The organism is Pseudomonas poae (assembly GCA_028869255.1).
Lineage (GTDB): Bacteria > Pseudomonadota > Gammaproteobacteria > Pseudomonadales > Pseudomonadaceae > Aquipseudomonas > Aquipseudomonas poae_C.
The window spans coordinates 844,346-862,323 of the sequence record CP110972.1; the positions used below are offsets into that span (position 1 = coordinate 844,346).

The following is a 17,978-nucleotide window of genomic DNA, read 5'->3' on the forward strand; positions in this document are numbered from 1 at the left end:
GAATCAGGGGATTCGTACCTCAAAGCAAAAGTTGGAAGGCTTCTTGCAATACCGCCTGCAGGACGCCTCCCGGCGTCAAAAGTTTGCTTCAAGGAAACGAGGAATACCGGTGGAACGTTCTCAAATGCTCAGCACGGCCCGTGGCACCCTGACTGACCTCTCGCGGGGCAATCTGGGTGTGCCGTTGTTGTTGCTGGTGATGCTGGCAATGATGATGTTGCCGATGCCGCCGTTCCTGCTGGACGTGTTCTTCACCTTCAACATTGCGCTGTCGGTGGTCGTGCTGCTGGTGTGCGTCTACGCCCTGCGCCCGTTGGATTTCGCGGTGTTCCCGACGATTCTGCTGGTGGCGACCCTGCTGCGCCTGGCGCTCAACGTGGCGTCCACCCGCGTGGTCATGCTCCACGGCCAGGACGGCCACGCCGCCGCCGGTAAGGTGATCCAGGCCTTCGGTGAGGTGGTGATCGGCGGTAACTACGTGGTCGGTATCGTGGTGTTCGCGATCCTGATGATCATCAACTTCGTGGTAGTGACCAAAGGTGCCGGGCGTATTTCCGAGGTGAGCGCACGCTTTACCCTCGACGCCATGCCCGGCAAACAAATGGCGATCGACGCCGACCTCAACGCCGGCCTGATCGACCAGAACCAAGCCAAATCGCGCCGCCTTGAGGTCGCCCAGGAAGCCGAGTTCTACGGCTCCATGGACGGCGCCAGCAAATTCGTGCGCGGTGACGCCATTGCCGGCCTGCTGATTCTGTTTATCAACCTGATCGGCGGCATGGCGGTCGGTATCTTCCAGCACGGCATGACCTTCGGCGATGCGGGCAAGGTTTACGCCTTGCTGACCATTGGTGACGGTTTAGTGGCGCAATTGCCATCACTGTTGTTATCCACAGCTGCCGCGATCATGGTGACCCGTGCTTCGGGCTCCGAAGACATGGGCAAGCAGATCAGCCGCCAGATGTTTGCCTCGCCCAAGGCGCTGGCCGTGGCGGCGGGCATCATGGCGGTCATGGGGATCGTGCCGGGCATGCCCCATGTGTCGTTCCTGAGCATGGCGGCCATGGCGGCCGGTGGCGCGTACCTGTTCTGGAGAAAGCAGAACGTGATCAAGGTGCAGGCCCAGCAAGAGATCGCACGCCAGCAGGAGCTGCTGCCGTCGCCGGCCCGCGCCCAGGAAACCAAGGAGCTGGGCTGGGACGACGTGACCCCGATCGACATGATCGGCCTGGAAGTCGGCTACCGCCTGATTCCGCTGGTGGACCGCAACCAGGGCGGCCAATTGCTCGCACGGATCAAGGGTGTGCGCAAGAAGCTCTCGCAGGACCTGGGCTTCTTGATGCCCACCGTGCATATCCGCGACAACCTCGACCTGGCCCCCAGCGCCTACCGCCTGACCCTGATGGGCGTGATCCTGGCCGAAGCCGAAATTTATCCGGACCGCGAGCTGGCGATCAACCCGGGGCAGGTGTTCGGCAGCCTCAACGGCATCACCGCCAAAGATCCGGCTTTTGGCCTGGACGCGGTGTGGATCGAAATTAGCCAGCGCAGCCAGGCGCAGTCCCTGGGTTACACCGTGGTGGACGCCAGTACTGTGGTTGCCACCCACCTCAACCAGATTCTGTACAAGCACTCCCACGAGCTGATCGGCCACGAGGAAGTCCAGCAATTGATGGGGTTGCTGGGCAAAGCCTCGCCAAAACTCGCCGAAGAACTGGTGCCGGGCGTGCTGTCGCTGTCGCAATTGCTCAAAGTGTTGCAGGCGCTGCTGGCCGAACAAGTGCCGGTGCGCGATATTCGCAGCATTGCCGAGGCCATCGCCAACAATGCCGCCAAGAGTCAAGATACTGCCGCCCTGGTGGCTGCGGTGCGCGTCGGATTGTCGCGTGCAATCGTGCAAAGCATTGTAGGGCTTGACTCCGAGCTGCCTGTGATCACCTTGGAACCAAGGTTGGAACAAATATTGCTCAATAGTATTCAGAAGGCAGGACAAGGCCAGGAAGAGGGCGTTCTGCTGGAGCCAAGCATGGCTGAGAAACTGCAGCGTTCGTTGATTGACGCCGCACAGCGCCAGGAAATGCAGGGCCAACCGGTGATTCTGCTGGTGGCAGGCCCGGTCCGAGCGATGTTGTCGCGGTTTGGGCGTCTGGCAGTACCGAATTTGCACGTTTTGGCTTATCAGGAAATTCCTGACAACAAGCAAGTGACTATCGTCGCGACAGTAGGGCCCAACGGCTGAGGGTAGTGGGTTATGCAAGTTAAGCGTTTTTTCGCCGCCGATATGCGTCAGGCCATGAAACTGGTGCGTGATGAGCTGGGCGCCGACGCCGCGATTATCGGTAACCGTCGTATTGCCGGCGGTGTCGAACTGACGGCTGCCCTGGATTACACCCCCCAGGCCTTGGCGCCGCGCGTGCCGAACATGGAGCTCGAAGACGAGCTGCGCAAGACCGCCTCGCGCATTGTCTCGGCCCAGGCCGAACTGAGCATGCGTGGCGACAGCGATGCCACCACCAATCGCCAGTTGTTTGCCGGCCTGCCGCTGACCGCCGCCGAGCCGCTGGTTGAACCGACCTTCAAAGAGCCGCCACGACCTACCGCGCCAGCCCCGGCAGCCGCCGTCGACCAGCGTGTGTTCGACTCGATGCGCTTTGAACTCAATGGCCTGCGTGAGCTGCTTGAAGTGCAGCTGGGCTCGTTGGCGTGGACCCAGTTGCAAGGCAGCAAGCCGCAACAGGCCAATCTGTGGCGTCGCCTGCAACGCATTGGCCTGTCCGGCCCGTTGTCCCGCGACCTGCTGGCGCTGACCACCGAAATCGACGAACCTCGTCAGGCTTGGCGCATGCTGCTGGCGCACCTGGCGCGCATGATCGTTACCCCGGAAATCGAACCCCTGGAAGAGGGCGGTGTGATCGCCATGGTCGGCCCTGCCGGCATGGGCAAGACCACCACGCTGGCCAAGCTGGCGGCCCGCTACGTGCTCAAGTACGGCGCGCAGAATATCGCGCTGGTGAGCATGGACAGCTACCGTATTGGCGCCCAGGAGCAGCTCAAGACCCTGGGCCGTATTCTTAATGTGTCGGTGACCCACGTCGACCCGGGCCAGTCCCTGGCCAACGCGCTGGACCCACTGCTGCGCAAGCGCGTGGTGTTGATCGATACCGCCGGCCTGCAAGCCAGCGACCCGGCCTTGCGCATGCAGCTGGAAAGCCTGGCCGGGCGGGGGATCAAATCGAAAAATTACCTGGTGCTTGCAACCACCAGCCAGAAACAGGTTCTTACCGCTGCGTACCACAGTTACAAGCGCTGCGGCCTGGCCGGTTGCATCCTCACCAAACTCGACGAAACGGCGAGCCTGGGTGAAGTGCTGAGCCTGGCCATCAGTCATGAATTGCCGGTCGCCTACCTGACCGACGGGCCGCGGATTCCGGATGATTTGCATCTGCCGCGCCGTCATCAGTTGGTCAGCCGTGCAGTCAGCGTGCAAATGCAAGAAGAGCCTAGCGAGGAAGCGATGGCCGATATGTTCGCCGATCTCTACCACAACCCGGCAAAGCGGGTGGGTTGAGTCAGGATGAACACCGTGAAATGTACCTACATCGATGGTCTGCAAGCGATTCACGCGGCCAAGCCATGTAGCCTGCGTCTAAGCAAGACAAGGTAAAGAAATAAAATGGGCAGCATGCATCCCGTACAGGTGATCGCGGTGACCGGCGGCAAAGGTGGCGTCGGGAAAACTAACGTGTCAGTGAATTTGTCCCTGGCCCTGGCAGAGCTTGGCCGTCGCGTCATGCTGCTGGATGCTGACCTGGGGCTGGCGAACGTCGACGTTCTGCTGGGGCTGACGCCCAAACACACGCTTGCCGATGTGATCGAGGGCCGCTGTGAGCTGCGCGATGTGCTGCTGCAGGGTCCCGGTGGCATTCGCATCGTGCCGGCTGCCTCCGGGACCCAGAGCATGGTGCACCTGAGCCCGGCGCAGCATGCCGGCCTGATCCAGGCTTTCAGTGATATCGGCGACAACCTCGACGTGCTGGTGATCGACACCGCCGCCGGGATCGGCGAGTCCGTGGTCAGCTTTGTGCGCGCCGCGCAGGAAGTGTTGCTGGTGGTCTGCGATGAACCCACCTCGATCACCGACGCCTACGCCCTGATCAAACTGCTTAACCGTGACTACGGCATGAACCGCTTCCGGGTGCTGGCCAACATGGCCCAAAGCCCGCAAGAGGGGCGAAACCTGTTCGCCAAGTTGACCAAGGTCACGGATCGCTTTCTCGATGTCGCCTTACAATACGTCGGCGCAGTTCCCTACGACGAGTGCGTACGCAAGGCTGTGCAAAAGCAGCGTGCAGTCTACGAAGCGTTCCCTCGTTCCAAATGCGCATTGGCGTTCAAGGCTATTGCCCAGAAGGTCGATACCTGGCCGTTGCCCGCCAACCCTCGGGGGCATCTGGAGTTTTTCGTCGAGCGATTGGTGCATCAGACGAGCGCAGGACCGGTGCTATGACATCGAACGGCTACAACGCTTACAAAAAGTCTGCCCGTGACAGTCAGGGTGAGTTGATCGAGCGCTATGCGCCGTTGGTCAAACGCATTGCCTATCACCTGCTGGCACGCCTGCCCGCCAGCGTCCAGGTCGAAGACCTGATCCAGGCGGGCATGATCGGCCTGCTCGAAGTGTCGACCAAGTACGACGCGAGCAAGGGTGCGAGTTTCGAGACGTATGCGGGGATCCGCATCCGTGGCGCGATGCTCGATGAGGTGCGTAAAGGTGACTGGGCGCCGCGTTCGGTGCATCGCAATACGCGCATGGTCAGTGACGCAATTCGCGCAATTGAAGCAAAAACCGGTCGCGACGCTAAAGATCACGAAGTTGCGGCCGAACTCCAATTGAGTCTCGACGATTACTACGGGATTTTGAACGATACCTTGGGCAGCCGCCTGTTCAGTTTCGACGACCTGTTGCAGGACGGCGAACACGAAGGGCTGCACGAGGACGGCGCGAGTGCTCATATGGAGCCATCGCGCGACCTGGAAGATGAACGCTTCCAGGGGGCGCTGGCGGACGCGATTGCCAATTTGCCGGAGCGTGAACGGCTGGTGTTGGCGCTGTACTACGACGAAGAGCTGAACCTCAAGGAAATCGGTGAGGTCCTGGGGGTCAGCGAGTCGCGGGTCAGCCAGTTGCACAGCCAGTGCGCAGCCCGCTTGCGGGGGCGTTTGGGAGAGTGGCGAGCGCGCTGACAGGCAGTGTTGGGGAGCACTGCAGACGAGACCGCGAGGGTGATTGACCTTCGCGGGTTCGACCCGTTGTGCCCCCTGCAGTCCTTTTTGTGTAATGCCTGTTGATTGAAATGGCGCGTCCAGGTGCTGGGCGCGTTTAAGACTGCTTGGAGGTCGAATTGGACAAGAACATGAAAATCCTCATCGTTGATGACTTCTCAACGATGCGGCGGATCATAAAAAACCTGTTGCGTGACCTTGGGTTCACTAACACGGTCGAGGCGGATGACGGCATTACGGCGATTCCGATCCTCAACAGCGGGAGCATCGACTTTCTGGTAACGGACTGGAACATGCCAGGCATGACCGGTATTGACTTGCTGCGCCACGTGCGCGCCGACGAAAAGCTGCGCAGCCTTCCCGTGTTGATGGTGACCGCCGAAGCCAAGCGTGAACAGATCATCGAAGCCGCCCAAGCCGGGGTTAACGGTTACGTGGTCAAGCCATTCACTGCATTGGCCTTGAAAGAGAAGATCGAAAAAATCTTCGAACGCATCCACGGCTAATGCCATCGCGGGGGAGCTATGGAGCATAAAGAAACGTCACAGGGCGATTTTGAGTCGACCCTGAAAAAGCATGCTCACCAGTTGGTCGACAGCCTGGAAAAAGGCCAGTTCGGCGACGCGGTGCAGTTAATCCATGAGCTCAACCAGACCCGTGACCGCGGCCTGTACCAGGAAGTGGGCAAGCTCACACGCGAGCTGCACAGTGCAATCGTCAATTTTCAGATTGACCCGCACATGCCCCAGGCCGAGGAAATCTCGCAAATCACTGACGCCACCGAACGCCTGTCCTACGTGGTCAGGCTGACTGAGGCGGCGGCCAACCGCACCATGGACCTGGTAGAAAACGCCACGCCCCTGGTCAATGGCATGGCCACTGAAGCCCAGGCGTTGAGCCACGACTGGGGCCGTTTCATGCGTCGCGAGGTCGGGGCTGAAGAGTTTCGTGAGCTGGCGCGTCGGGTTGACGGTTTTCTGTCACGCAGCGAGCAGGAAAACCGCACGGTTTCCAGCAACCTCAATGACATTCTGCTGGCCCAGGATTACCAGGACCTCACCGGTCAGGTGATCAAGCGTGTGACCCAGTTGGTCACCGAAGTGGAAAGCAACTTGCTCAAATTGGTGCTTATGGCAGGCCAGGTTGATCGTTTTGCCGGCATCGAACATGACCGCGAAGCGATCCTCTCGGAAAAAGATCCACAAAAACATCTCGCCAAGGGTGAAGGTCCGCAGATTCATGCCGATAAACGTGAAGACGTTGTGTCAGGTCAGGATGACGTAGATGACCTGTTATCCAGTTTAGGCTTCTAAGGAGCACCCACATGAGCTTCGGCGCCGATGAAGAAATCCTTCAGGATTTCCTTGTAGAGGCCGGCGAAATTTTAGAGCAACTGTCCGAACAACTGGTCGAGCTGGAAAGCCGCCCGGATGATGCGAACCTGCTCAATGCAATTTTTCGCGGTTTTCACACTGTAAAAGGGGGCGCCGGCTTCCTCCAGCTCCATGAGCTGGTGGAGTGCTGCCACATCGCCGAGAACGTGTTCGACATCCTGCGCAAGGGTGAGCGTCACGTTGATTCGGAGTTGATGGACGTGATTCTCGAAGCACTGGATGCGGTCAACGGCATGTTCAGCGAAGTGCGCGAACGTGCCCCGATCACGGCGGCCACCCCGGAACTGCTGGCCGCTTTGGCGCGCTACGCAGAGCCTGCCGACCTGTCGGCTGCGCCGGTGGCTGAGGCTGCGCCGGAACCTGTGGCAGAGCCTGAAGCGGATGTGACGGACAGCGAGTTCGAGCAGCTGCTCAACTCACTCAATGCCGTCAAGGCCGAGGCTGAGGCACCGCAAGCGGCACCTGCAGCGGCGGCGCCGACCAGCGAAGACATTACCGACGCAGAGTTCGAATCGCTGCTCGACCAGTTGCACGGCAAAGGCCAGTTCGCGGCCGACGCCGTGGCACCGGCCGCAGTGGCGCACACGCCTGCCGCGTCCACCAGCACCGACATCACCGATGACGAGTTCGAAGCGCTGCTGGACCAACTGCATGGCAAGGGCACGTTTGCGGCCGACGCCTTGCCGGAAGTCGCCTCTACCGCTGCCGCGCCTGCCGCGCCTGCTGCCGCTGCAGCACCGGCCGGCGATGGGCTGATCAGCGATCACGAGTTCGAATCCTTGCTGGATGAATTGCACGGCAAGGGCAAGTTCACCGAAGTGGCCCCGGCCGCCGCGGCGACCGCAGCCCCTGTCGCGGCGAAACCGGCACCGGCCAAGGCGGCGGCGCCTGCCGCCGCCAAGCCGGCTCCGGCACCTGCTGCCGCTCCGGCAGCCGCACGTGCCCCGGCCGCTGCAGTGGCCGAGAAACCCGCCAGTGAAGCCGAAACCACGGTGCGCGTTGATACCGCACGCCTGGACGACATCATGAACATGGTCGGAGAGCTGGTACTGGTGCGTAACCGCCTGGTGCGCCTGGGCCTGACCAGCGGCGATGAAGCCATGCAAAAGGCCGTGTCGAACCTCGACGTGGTCACCGCCGACCTGCAAACCGCGGTGATGAAAACGCGGATGCAGCCGATCAAGAAAGTCTTCGGCCGTTTCCCGCGCCTGGTTCGTGACCTGGCGCGTCAGCTCAAGAAAGAGATCAACCTGGAACTGGTGGGTGAAGAGACCGACCTCGACAAGAACCTTGTCGAGGCCCTGGCCGACCCGCTGGTCCACTTGGTGCGCAACGCCGTCGACCACGGCGTCGAAACCCCGGAAGAGCGTGAAGCCTCAGGCAAATCGCGTGGCGGCAAGGTGATTCTGGCGGCCGAGCAAGAAGGCGACCACATCCTGCTGTCGATCACCGATGACGGCAAGGGCATGGACCCGACCATCTTGCGCAATATCGCGGTCAAGCGCGGCGTGATGGACAAGGATGCTGCCGATCGCCTCACCGACACCGAGTGCTACAACCTGATCTTCGCGCCAGGCTTCTCGACCAAGACCGAGATTTCCGACGTGTCGGGCCGTGGTGTGGGCATGGACGTGGTGAAGACCAAGATCAGCCAGCTCAACGGTTCGATCAATATCTACTCGACCAAGGGCCAGGGCTCGAAAATCGTGATCAAGGTGCCGTTGACCTTGGCGATCATGCCGACCCTGATGGTGATGCTGGGCAACCAGGCGTTTGCTTTCCCGCTGGTCAACGTCAACGAAATCTTCCACCTCGACCTGTCGCGTACCAACGTGGTGGACGGCCAGGAAGTAGTGATCGTGCGCGACAAAGCGTTGCCACTGTTCTACCTCAAGCGCTGGCTGGTGGCATCGGCTGCCCATGAAGAGCAGCGCGAAGGCCACGTGGTGATCCTCTCCGTGGGCACCCAGCGCATCGGCTTTGTGGTCGATCAACTGGTGGGCCAGGAAGAAGTGGTCATCAAGCCTTTGGGCAAAATGCTGCAGGGAACCCCGGGCATGTCGGGTGCGACCATCACCGGTGACGGTCGGATCGCACTGATTCTCGATGTTCCGAGCATGCTCAAGCGTTACGCCGCACGGCGTATTTGATTCTGGTGGGGCAGGGCGGTAATGCCTGCCCCGCCTAACGGAGTGTTTATGGTAGTCAAGGTCCTGGTGGTGGACGATTCGGGTTTCTTCCGCCGCCGCGTCTCGGAAATTCTTTCCGCCGATCCAACGATTCAGGTGATCGGCACGGCCACTAACGGCAAAGAGGCGATTGATCAGGCCATCGCGTTGAAACCTGACGTGATCACCATGGACTACGAGATGCCGATGATGGATGGCATCACGGCAGTTCGGCACATCATGCAGCGCTGCCCGACTCCGGTGTTGATGTTTTCCTCGCTGACCCACGAAGGCGCCCGGGTAACCCTGGATGCGCTGGACGCCGGCGCGGTGGACTTCCTGCCGAAGAACTTCGAAGACATCTCGCGCAACCCTGAAAAGGTCAAGCAACTGCTGTGCGAGAAAGTCCACAGTATTTCCCGCAGTAACCGGCGCAGCTTGTTCAGCACGCCGGCGCCTGCGCCGGTGGCGGCACCTGCCGCACCCACCAGCTCCTCGTTCAGCCGCCCAGCCCCGGCGCCTGCGCCGACCCCGGTTGCACGGCCTGCGGCGGCACCTGTACGTGCACCTGCGCCGAGCGCCCATTCGCCTGCGCCCAAGCGCAAGGCTTACAAGCTGGTCGCCATCGGCACCTCCACTGGCGGCCCGGTGGCCCTGCAGCGTGTGTTGACGCAACTGCCGGCCAACTTCCCGGCGCCGATCGTGTTGATCCAGCACATGCCTGCCGCGTTCACCAAGGCGTTCGCCGAGCGCCTGGACAAGTTGTGCCGCATCAGCGTCAAGGAAGCCGAAGACGGCGACATCCTGCGCCCAGGCCTGGCGTTGCTGGCCCCCGGCGGCAAGCAAATGATGGTGGACGGCCGTGGCGCGATCAAAATCCTGCCGGGCGATGAGCGTCTGAATTACAAGCCGTGCGTGGATATCACCTTCGGTTCGGCGGCTAAATCCTACGGCGACAAAGTTCTGGCGGTGGTACTCACCGGCATGGGCGCCGACGGCCGTGAAGGCGCACGCCTGCTCAAGCAGGGCGGCAGCGCCATCTGGGCCCAGGATGAAGCCAGCTGCGTGATCTATGGCATGCCCATGGCCATCGTCAAGGCTGACCTGGCCGACGCCGTCTACAGCCTGGACGACATCGGCAAGCATCTGGTGGAGGCCTGCCTCTGATGGATGTATTGAGCCTGATCGGCATCATCATGGCGTTTGTCGCGATCATTGGCGGCAACTACCTCGAAGGCGGCCACTTGGGTGCTCTGGCCAACGGCCCGGCGGCGCTGATCGTAATCGGCGGCACGGTGGGCGCGGCGTTATTGCAGTCGCCCCTGAGTTCGTTCAAGCGGGCGATGCAAATCCTGATCTGGATCATTTTCCCGCCACGCGTGGACCTGCCCGGCGGCATCGATCGCGTGGTCAACTGGAGCCTCACCGCCCGCAAGGAAGGCCTGTTGGGCCTGGAAGGCGTGGCCGATGCCGAGCCCGACAGCTACGCCCGCAAAGGCCTGCAATTGCTGGTGGACGGTGCCGAGCCGGAAGCGATCCGCAGCATCCTTGAGGTGGACTTCTATACCCAGGAAAGCCGAGACATCAACGCCGCCAAAGTCTTCGAAAGCATGGGCGGCTACGCGCCGACCATCGGCATCATCGGTGCGGTGATGGGCTTGATCCACGTGATGGGCAACCTGGCCGACCCTTCGCAGTTGGGCAGCGGGATTGCCGTGGCGTTTGTCGCTACCATCTACGGCGTGGCCAGTGCCAACCTGGTGCTGTTGCCGGTGGCCAGCAAGCTCAAGTCGATCGCCATGCGCCAGTCGCGTTATCGCGAAATGCTGCTCGAAGGCATTCTGTCGATTGCCGAAGGCGAGAACCCGCGCTCCATCGAATTGAAGCTCCAAGGCTTCATGGATTGATGGCCATGGATACCAATGGGTGGACGGCCTTTTTGTGGCGAGCGGGCTTGCTGTGGCGAGCGGGCTTGCCCGCGTTGGGGCGCGCAGCGGCCCCAAAACCAGACGCCGCGATCCGTCTGAAAAAACGCGTTGCCTGGACTGGGGCTGCTTCGCAGCCCAACGCGGGCAAGCCCGCTCGCCACAACAAGCCCGCTCGCCACATTGAATGGAGGGGTGCCTGCCAATGAGCCGTCGCCGTCGCGAGCCTGAAGAACACGTCAATCACGAACGCTGGCTGGTGTCCTACGCGGACTTCATTACCTTGCTGTTCGCGTTTTTCGTGGTGATGTACTCCATCTCGTCGATCAACGAAGGCAAGTACAAGGTTATTTCCCAGGCGCTGATCGGGGTGTTCAACGACGCCGACCGCGCCCTCAAGCCGATCCCTATCGGCGAAGAGCGGCCCAAGACGGTGACCCCGGCCAAGCCGCTGGTCAACGACAGTGATGAAACCGCCGCCGGCGTGGGGGGCACCAGTGACCCGCTGAAAAGCATCGCCGACGATATCAGCGCTGCGTTTGGCGACCTGATCAGCTCCAACCAGATGACCGTGCGCGGCAATGAGTTGTGGGTGGAGATCGAGCTCAATTCCAGCCTGTTGTTCGCCAGTGCCGATGCGATGCCGAGTGACCAGGCATTTACCATCATCGACAAGGTGGCGGCGATCCTCAAGCCGTTCGAAAACCCGGTCCACGTGGAAGGCTTTACCGACAATTTCCCGATCAGCACCGCGCAGTACCCGACCAATTGGGAACTGTCTTCGGCGCGGGCGGCAAGCATCGTGCGCATGCTCGCGATGCAGGGTGTAAACCCTGGCCGGCTGGCCTCGGTGGGCTACGGCGAGTTCCAGCCGGTGGCCAATAACGCCACGGTGGAAGGCCGGGCGCGTAACCGGCGGGTGGTGTTGGTGGTCTCGCGTAACCTGGATGTGCGCCGCAGCCTGACCGGTACCGGCACCGCCAATGCAACACCGGACGCGGCCTTGAAGCGTGCTGGCACACAAACTGCACCGGCCCCTGCAAAGCCGCCGGTTCGTCAGAGTGCCGTCAATTCTCCGTCACCGGCTCAATAACCTTATGCAATGTCTCGGTCGCGCCTGTGCCTGCCGGGAGGAACCATCCGAATGAGAGTCTGGGCAGTTGCCAATCAAAAAGGTGGAGTCGGCAAGACCACCACTTCCATCGCCTTAGCCGGTTTGCTGGCCGAGGCGGGCAAGCGTGTGGTCGTGGTGGACCTGGACCCCCATGGCTCGATGACCAGCTATTTCGGCTACGACCCGGATGCGCTGGAACACAGCAACTACGACCTGTTCCTGCACAAAGGCAGTGTGCCGGCCGACCTGCCCGGGCAACTGCTGCTGCCCACCAGCAATGAAAGTATTTCCCTGCTGCCGTCCAGCACCGCCCTGGCCACCCTTGAGCGCCAGTCGCCGGGGCAGAGCGGCCTCGGCCTGGTGATCGCCAAGACGCTGGCGCAGCTGTGGCAGGACTTCGACTACGCCATCATCGACAGCCCGCCCTTGCTCGGCGTGCTGATGGTTAACGCGTTGGCGGCCAGCCAGCAACTGGTGATCCCGGTTCAGACCGAGCACTTGGCGGTGAAGGGCCTGGAACGCATGGTCAGCACCCTGGCGATGATCAACCGTTCACGTAAACAGGCGCTGCCGTTCAGCATCGTGCCGACCCTGTTCGACCGTCGCACCCAAGCTTCGCTCGGCACCCTGCGCGTACTGCGCGATGCCTATCCGGACACCATCTGGAACGGCTACATCCCGGTCGACACGCGCCTGCGTGACGCCAGCCGTGCGGGCCTCACACCTTCGCAGTTCGACGGCAAAAGCCGTGGGGTGCTGGCCTACCGTGCACTGCTCAAGCATTTGCTGTCGCAGCAGCTTGTGGCGCAGGTGGCGTGATGAATCGTCCCGTAGAACTCAAGACCCGGCCGCAACTGGCACTGGAATCCTACCTGGATGCCTTGCTGCAGGATGCGACCGAAGAAGAACAGCCGCTGCTGGTATTGGAACCGGCTGTAGAGCCTGAAAGTACGCTGGATGAGTTCCAGCTGGCGGTCCTGGAAGAACAGGCCCGTGATGCGCTGGTGGTGACCGCACCGGTGGTGGTGCCAATCACCCCGGTGGTGGTGGCGCCCGCAGTGGTTGCCCCGGTAGTGGTCGAGCCCGTGGTGGAAGTGCACCTGCCGCCGAGCATCACGCCGCCGCCGGACACCGGCGACGGCCGCCCCGCGTGGGCTGCGGAACCGTTCGAGTGCCTGCTGTTCGACGTCGCCGGGTTGACCCTGGCGGTGCCGCTGGTGTGCCTGGGCTCGATCTACTCCCTGGAAGGCCAGGAGCTGACGCCGCTGTTTGGGCAACCGGAGTGGTTCCTCGGCATCCTGCCCAGCCAGGCCGGCAACCTCAAGGTACTGGACACGGCGCGCTGGGTGATGCCTGACCGCTACCGTGATGATTTTCGCCAGGGCTTGCAATACGTGATCTCGGTGCAGGGCTACGAGTGGGGGCTGGCGGTGCATCAAGTCAGCCGCTCGTTGCGCCTGGACCCGAATGAAATCAAATGGCGCAGCCACCGGGGCCAACGGCCTTGGCTGGCCGGTACCGTGATCGAACACATGTGCGCGTTGCTCGACGTCGCCGAACTGGCCGAGTTGATCGCCAGCGGTGCGGTGAAGACGATGGCGCTGAATAAACACAGTTGATTGAACAATAAGGGCCGCATGCGAGTGCGGTCAGCGAAGCACACACGCCGTGTAGACGGCATTTGAAGGGGTCAGGGGTATGAATAAGTCAGCGTCCGCACAAGGTTTGGATGATCCGATCCTGCAATGGGTTACCTTCAAACTGGACAACGAGTCCTATGGTATTAACGTGATGCGCGTGCAGGAAGTGCTGCGCTACACCGAAATCGCCCCGGTGCCAGGTGCGCCGAGCTACGTGCTCGGCATCATCAACCTGCGCGGCAACGTGGTGACGGTGATCGACACCCGCCAGCGTTTTGGCCTGGTGCCTACCGAAGTCAACGACAACACCCGTATCGTCATCATCGAAGCCGACAAGCAAGTGGTCGGGATCATGGTCGACAGCGTGGCGGAAGTGGTTTACCTGCGCCAATCGGAAGTGGAAACCGCGCCGAACGTGGGTAACGAGGAATCCGCGAAGTTCATCCAGGGCGTGTGCAACAAGAACGGCGAGCTGCTGATTCTGGTTGAGCTGGACAAGATGATGAGCGAAGAAGAGTGGTCGGAACTGGAGAGCATCTGATTGTTCCTTGAGGCAGCGGTGATTGTCCTGGCCCTGTTGTGGGCCGGGACGTTGGCATTTCTGCTGCGTTATGTGCGTCAGCAGCGCGAACTGACTTTGCAGCAGGCCGAGCGTGATGCGGTGCGTGATCGGCGGGTTCTGGAGTTGGTCAAGCGGGTCGACCACTTTCAGCAGAGTGCGGTGAAGGTGGGGGATGAGGTGCATGAACTGCGTGCGATTCTTGCGCCGTTGCCCGATAAGCTTGCGCAGATTGAGCAGCGGGATCCTTCGAGTCTTTCGTTTGCTCAGGCGGCTAAGTTGGTGGGGATGGGGGCTACGGTGGATGAGTTGACGCAGTCGTGTGGGTTGACTCAGGCTGAGGCGCAGTTGATGAGTAAGCTGCACAAGAGCTGATTGGGTTTGTGTGTATATCCGTTGCTGCGGTAACGGCCGCCTTTGGTTCCGCTCTTACAGCGGGTCACTTTTGGAAGAGCGCCAAAAGTAACCAAAAACGCTTTGCCCCATCACTCGGCACCTCGCCTCCGGCTCGGTGTGCCCGAACGCAGGCTTGAATCCGTGGGCCGCCGCGATGGGCCATCCTTGGCCCAGCGCGGCTAACCCGGCGTCCTGCCGGGTTGCCCACGGATTCAAGCCTGCGTTCGGCCATCGTGATTGACGGGGCGCCTCAGATCACGATCAAAAGCCCTAGATCAAAAGATCGCTGACTTCGTCAGCGGTAAGGATGTAAGGGCCAGATCAAAAACAAAGCGAGGCGGCCTGACAGCCGACCTGAGCCTTGAAGCCGTACTCGGTTCAAATGTGGGAGCTGGCTTGCCTGCGTAAGCATCAACTCGGTGTGCCTGATGTACCGAGTTGTTAGCATCGCAGGCAAGCCAGCTCCCACAGAAAAGCCAATCCACTGACATCCCGCTCTTGATCTACACCACTCAGGTCGGCTACCAGGCCGCCGTGCTCTGCTTTTGACTTTGATCTGAGGCGCCCCATTAACCACGCTGGCCGCACGCAGGCTTGAATCCGTGGGTAACCCGGCAGGACGCCGGGTTAGCCGCGCTGGGCCAAGGATGGCCCATCGCGGCGGCCCACGGATTCAAGTCTGCGTGCGGGCACACCGAGCCGGAGGCGAGGTGCCGAGTGGTGGGGCAAGAGCCTTTGGTTACTTTTGGGCTCTTTTCAAAAGTGACCCGCCGTAAGGGCGGAACCAATCCCCGCCGTTACCCAAATAACGGATATGTACCCACTCCCCCACCCCCTCAATTATTTTCCCACTCCATGGCTTTTTTCCCCCCGCCAAAGGTCCACATCCTTCAAGCACCTTTGAATCCAGGAGTAACCCCCCATGACCACCCCCAAGGCATTGTTAATCCTCCACGGCAAGCAAGCCCTAAACGAGGACGTGCGCACCGCCGTGCAGGCCCGGCGCGACCTGGGTTGGGACCTGGCGGTGCGGGTCACATGGGAAGGCGGCGACGCCCAGCGCCTGGTCAACGAAGCCCTGGATGGCGGCTACACCCACATCATCGCCGGTGGCGGCGACGGTACCCTGCGCGACGTGGCCGAAGCCATGGCCCTGGCCAACACCGACGCCAGCCTGCTGCTGATGCCCCTGGGTACCGCCAACGATTTCGCCAAGGCCGCCGGGGTGCCGCTGGAGCCCGTCCAAGCCATGACGGTGCTGGATGTGCCGCCAAAGTCGATTGACCTCGGAAAGGTCGGCGGGCAAATTTTCCTCAACATGGCCACCGGCGGCTTCGGCAGCCAGGTCACCGCCAATACCTCCGAAGACTTGAAGAAGGTTCTGGGCGGCGCCGCCTACCTGTTCACCGGCCTGACCCGGTTCAGCGAGTTGAAAGCCGCCTATGCCGAACTGGATGGGCCGGACTTCCACTGGAAAGGCGAACTGCTGGCGCTGGGGATCGGCAACGGTCGCCAGGCAGGTGGCGGGCATGAGCTATGCCCGGGTGCGATGGCCGATGATGGCTTGCTGGATATCAGCATCCTGCCGGCGCCCCAGGAGGTGGTCGGCACCCTGCGTGAGCTGATGAACAATGGCTGGGGCCTGGACACCATGTTCGTGCGGGCCCGTCTGCCGTGGGTCAATATCAAGGTCGCGCAAGGCTTGTACATCAACCTGGATGGCGAGCCGCTGGAGGGCGATGACCTGCATTTCGAAGCCCTGCCCAAGGCCCTGCGGGTGCACCTGCCGGTGGGTTCGCCGTTAGTCGTCCAGGCTGATGATCTGCTCGCGCACGGCAAATAACACCAGGCCCGCCACGTCGAAAATCTGCAGGCGCTTCATGATTTGCGAACGGTGGGCTTCCACGGTCTTGATGCTCAGGCCCAGCCCGTGGGCGATTTCTCGCGTGGACTTGCCGCGCACGATCAGGCGCAGGATCTCCAGCTGGCGGGCCGTGAGGTTATGGCTGTGGCCGGCTGGCGTAGTCGGGCCCTGGCCGCGCACCAGCGCCTGGTTGATCACGGTGTGGGCGATCGCCGGGCTCAGGTAGCGCTCGCCGTTGCGCAAGGCCAGCAGCGCGTGTTCCAGCTCGTTGGCGGTGGTGTCCTTGAGCAGGTAGCCGTGGGCGCCGGACTCCAACGCGCACATGATCAGTTCCGGATCGGTGTGCATCGACAGGATCAGCACGCGGCTCTTGGGGTAGGCGCGCTTGAGTTGCTGCAAGGCATCCAGGCCGCCGGTGTGCTTCATCGACAGGTCCAGCAAGACGATATCGGGCTGCAAGGCGCTGAATTGCTCCAGCAACTGAGCGCCATCGCTGGCTTCGCCGATTACCGTGTAGCCGGGAATGTCCTGGACCAGCGCGCGTACGCCGGCCCGAATCAGTGCATGGTCATCCACCAGGAGTAATTTGCAGGTCACTCGAGAACCTTAGGGGAACTGGCCCGTTCGAGGGCGCGGGGCGCCCAGGGGAAAAGCGCGTCGATCCGTGTCCCTTCGCCTGGCTGGCTGCTGACGGATAATGAACCGCCAAGCTGATCAATCCGCTCGGACATGCCGGCCATGCCCCGTTGACCTTCCAGGCCGGGGTTGATGGCCGGCGAAAAGCCCTGGCCGTCATCGCAGACCGTGAGCGAAAGGCCCTCGGGCAGGCGTTGCAGGCGTACAAGCAAATTGCGCGCCTGGGCGTGGCGTAGCATGTTGGTCACGGCTTCCTGAGTGATGCGAAAGGCCGCTACGGCCATTTCTTCCGGAATGCCGGTTAGCCGCTGCTGGCACTCCAGGCTCCAGTGAATCGGGGTGTTTTCCAGGGTCTTGAGCAGGTGCGCACGCAAGCTGGCTTCCAGGCCCAGGCTGGCCAACTGACGGGGGTTGAGGATGGCGGAGACGTCGCGCACCTTGGCCAGGGTTTCGTTCAAGGTGTTGCACAGCACCGTGCATTGGCTTTGCAGGTCTTCCGGCAGGCGGCGCTTGAGCCATTCACTTTGCAATTTGGCGGCGGTGAGCAGTTGGCCGATATCGTCATGCAGTTCGCGGCTCAGGCGGTGGCGTTCGTTTTCCTGCACTTGCAGCAGGCGGTCGGCCAGTTCCTGGGGCTGGAACTTGATGGACTTGCGAGAGAGCCACTGTTGCAGGCCAACCACCATCAGCGTCGCCAGGTTCAGCAGCAACACCGCCAGCGGCAAGGGTTCGGCGCTGATATACGCCACCAGGCTCAGCAGCAGCGAGCCCAGGCACAGGGCGAGGAGCAAGCGGCGTGCATGGCTGCGGGACACGGACCTGGCGAGGAGTGACTTGAGGTTGGCGTACATAGCGGATGGAGCCAATGAGGGTTCGCTGCGGGAAGACCAGTCACGGCGGATGACGGGGCTCTGTGTGGAATGCGTGGCCGAATCGTATTTATACATGATGAAGTTGGGTCACTTCGAGCGGGGCATAGTACCACCCCTGTAACCGTTG

Annotated in this window: 17 protein-coding genes; 15 read left to right on the forward strand and 2 right to left on the reverse strand. The window is 61.6% G+C overall.

Annotated features, from left to right (window positions below):
* The first annotated feature begins 109 nt into the window (after nucleotides 1-109).
* The 15 genes from flhA (at nucleotide 110) to yegS (ending at nucleotide 16,322) form a co-directional block, all read left to right on the forward strand.
* Nucleotides 110-2,239, forward strand: a complete 2,130-nt coding sequence (gene flhA / locus LRS56_03985) for a flagellar biosynthesis protein FlhA (GenBank protein WDU63705.1) — start codon at nucleotides 110-112, stop codon at nucleotides 2,237-2,239.
* Nucleotides 2,240-2,251: 12 nt separating this feature from the next.
* Complete coding sequence (gene flhF / locus LRS56_03990) at nucleotides 2,252-3,568, forward strand: flagellar biosynthesis protein FlhF (GenBank protein WDU63706.1); 1,317 nt, start codon at nucleotides 2,252-2,254, stop codon at nucleotides 3,566-3,568.
* A 105-nt stretch (nucleotides 3,569-3,673) separates the two neighbouring features.
* Nucleotides 3,674-4,507 (forward strand): flagellar synthesis regulator FleN, encoded by an 834-nt coding sequence (gene fleN, locus LRS56_03995; protein ID WDU63707.1) that lies wholly within the window; start codon nucleotides 3,674-3,676, stop codon nucleotides 4,505-4,507.
* Nucleotides 4,504-5,244 (forward strand): RNA polymerase sigma factor FliA, encoded by a 741-nt coding sequence (gene fliA / locus LRS56_04000; protein WDU63708.1) that lies wholly within the window; start codon nucleotides 4,504-4,506, stop codon nucleotides 5,242-5,244. Before fleN ends, fliA begins: the two co-directional genes overlap by 4 nt.
* A gap of 170 nt (nucleotides 5,245-5,414) precedes the next feature.
* A complete protein-coding gene (locus tag LRS56_04005; protein ID WDU63709.1) occupies nucleotides 5,415-5,789 on the forward strand; it encodes a chemotaxis response regulator CheY in 375 nt (124 codons plus the stop codon).
* Nucleotides 5,790-5,807: 18 nt separating this feature from the next.
* Nucleotides 5,808-6,596 carry a protein phosphatase CheZ gene (locus LRS56_04010; protein WDU63710.1) on the forward strand — a complete coding sequence of 263 codons (789 nt, stop codon included), beginning with the start codon at nucleotides 5,808-5,810 and terminating at the stop codon, nucleotides 6,594-6,596.
* A gap of 11 nt (nucleotides 6,597-6,607) precedes the next feature.
* Nucleotides 6,608-8,827, forward strand: a complete 2,220-nt coding sequence (locus tag LRS56_04015) for a chemotaxis protein CheA (GenBank protein ID WDU63711.1) — start codon at nucleotides 6,608-6,610, stop codon at nucleotides 8,825-8,827.
* A 48-nt stretch (nucleotides 8,828-8,875) separates the two neighbouring features.
* On the forward strand, nucleotides 8,876-10,012 hold the full coding sequence (locus LRS56_04020; GenBank protein ID WDU63712.1) for a chemotaxis response regulator protein-glutamate methylesterase: 1,137 nt from the start codon (nucleotides 8,876-8,878) through the stop codon (nucleotides 10,010-10,012).
* Nucleotides 10,012-10,752, forward strand: a complete 741-nt coding sequence (locus LRS56_04025) for a flagellar motor protein (GenBank protein WDU63713.1) — start codon at nucleotides 10,012-10,014, stop codon at nucleotides 10,750-10,752. Before LRS56_04020 ends, LRS56_04025 begins: the two co-directional genes overlap by 1 nt.
* Nucleotides 10,753-10,975: 223 nt before the next feature.
* A complete protein-coding gene (motD, locus tag LRS56_04030; GenBank protein WDU63714.1) occupies nucleotides 10,976-11,863 on the forward strand; it encodes a flagellar motor protein MotD in 888 nt (295 codons plus the stop codon).
* Nucleotides 11,864-11,914: 51 nt separating this feature from the next.
* Nucleotides 11,915-12,703, forward strand: a complete 789-nt coding sequence (locus LRS56_04035) for a ParA family protein (protein ID WDU63715.1) — start codon at nucleotides 11,915-11,917, stop codon at nucleotides 12,701-12,703.
* Nucleotides 12,703-13,503: a chemotaxis protein CheW gene (locus LRS56_04040; GenBank protein ID WDU63716.1), complete on the forward strand. Its 801-nt coding sequence runs from the start codon at nucleotides 12,703-12,705 to the stop codon at nucleotides 13,501-13,503. Before LRS56_04035 ends, LRS56_04040 begins: the two co-directional genes overlap by 1 nt.
* Nucleotides 13,504-13,582: 79 nt before the next feature.
* Nucleotides 13,583-14,065 carry a chemotaxis protein CheW gene (locus LRS56_04045; protein ID WDU63717.1) on the forward strand — a complete coding sequence of 161 codons (483 nt, stop codon included), beginning with the start codon at nucleotides 13,583-13,585 and terminating at the stop codon, nucleotides 14,063-14,065.
* Nucleotides 14,066-14,458: a DUF2802 domain-containing protein gene (locus LRS56_04050; GenBank protein ID WDU63718.1), complete on the forward strand. Its 393-nt coding sequence runs from the start codon at nucleotides 14,066-14,068 to the stop codon at nucleotides 14,456-14,458.
* Between the two features lie 943 nt (nucleotides 14,459-15,401).
* Entirely contained in the window at nucleotides 15,402-16,322 is a 921-nt protein-coding gene (gene yegS, locus LRS56_04055; GenBank protein ID WDU63719.1) for a lipid kinase YegS, read from the forward strand.
* On the opposite strand, the gene LRS56_04060 is transcribed toward yegS, so the two are convergent.
* Nucleotides 16,281-16,940, reverse strand: a complete 660-nt coding sequence (locus LRS56_04060; GenBank protein ID WDU63720.1) for a response regulator transcription factor — start codon at nucleotides 16,938-16,940, stop codon at nucleotides 16,281-16,283. The genes yegS and LRS56_04060 overlap by 42 nt on opposite strands.
* Nucleotides 16,937-17,830, reverse strand: a complete 894-nt coding sequence (locus LRS56_04065) for a sensor histidine kinase (protein ID WDU65688.1) — start codon at nucleotides 17,828-17,830, stop codon at nucleotides 16,937-16,939. Before LRS56_04065 ends, LRS56_04060 begins: the two co-directional genes overlap by 4 nt.
* Between the last annotated feature and the right edge of the window lie 148 nt (nucleotides 17,831-17,978).

What these genes read in the sequence shown, in the direction of transcription:
- LRS56_04025 (WDU63713.1), top strand. Translation starts at nt 10,012, where the DNA reads ATGGATGTATTGAGCCTGATCGGCATCATCATGGCGTTTGTCGCGATC.
- motD (WDU63714.1), top strand. Translation starts at nt 10,976, where the DNA reads ATGAGCCGTCGCCGTCGCGAGCCTGAAGAACACGTCAATCACGAACGC.
- LRS56_04010 (WDU63710.1), top strand. Translation starts at nt 5,808, where the DNA reads ATGGAGCATAAAGAAACGTCACAGGGCGATTTTGAGTCGACCCTGAAA.
- LRS56_04035 (WDU63715.1), top strand. Translation starts at nt 11,915, where the DNA reads ATGAGAGTCTGGGCAGTTGCCAATCAAAAAGGTGGAGTCGGCAAGACC.
- yegS (WDU63719.1), top strand. Translation starts at nt 15,402, where the DNA reads ATGACCACCCCCAAGGCATTGTTAATCCTCCACGGCAAGCAAGCCCTA.
- LRS56_04065 (WDU65688.1), bottom strand. Translation starts at nt 17,830, where the DNA reads ATGTACGCCAACCTCAAGTCACTCCTCGCCAGGTCCGTGTCCCGCAGC.
- LRS56_04005 (WDU63709.1), top strand. Translation starts at nt 5,415, where the DNA reads ATGAAAATCCTCATCGTTGATGACTTCTCAACGATGCGGCGGATCATA.
- LRS56_04020 (WDU63712.1), top strand. Translation starts at nt 8,876, where the DNA reads ATGGTAGTCAAGGTCCTGGTGGTGGACGATTCGGGTTTCTTCCGCCGC.
- LRS56_04045 (WDU63717.1), top strand. Translation starts at nt 13,583, where the DNA reads ATGAATAAGTCAGCGTCCGCACAAGGTTTGGATGATCCGATCCTGCAA.
- LRS56_04040 (WDU63716.1), top strand. Translation starts at nt 12,703, where the DNA reads ATGAATCGTCCCGTAGAACTCAAGACCCGGCCGCAACTGGCACTGGAA.
- fliA (WDU63708.1), top strand. Translation starts at nt 4,504, where the DNA reads ATGACATCGAACGGCTACAACGCTTACAAAAAGTCTGCCCGTGACAGT.
- fleN (WDU63707.1), top strand. Translation starts at nt 3,674, where the DNA reads ATGGGCAGCATGCATCCCGTACAGGTGATCGCGGTGACCGGCGGCAAA.
- flhF (WDU63706.1), top strand. Translation starts at nt 2,252, where the DNA reads ATGCAAGTTAAGCGTTTTTTCGCCGCCGATATGCGTCAGGCCATGAAA.
- LRS56_04015 (WDU63711.1), top strand. Translation starts at nt 6,608, where the DNA reads ATGAGCTTCGGCGCCGATGAAGAAATCCTTCAGGATTTCCTTGTAGAG.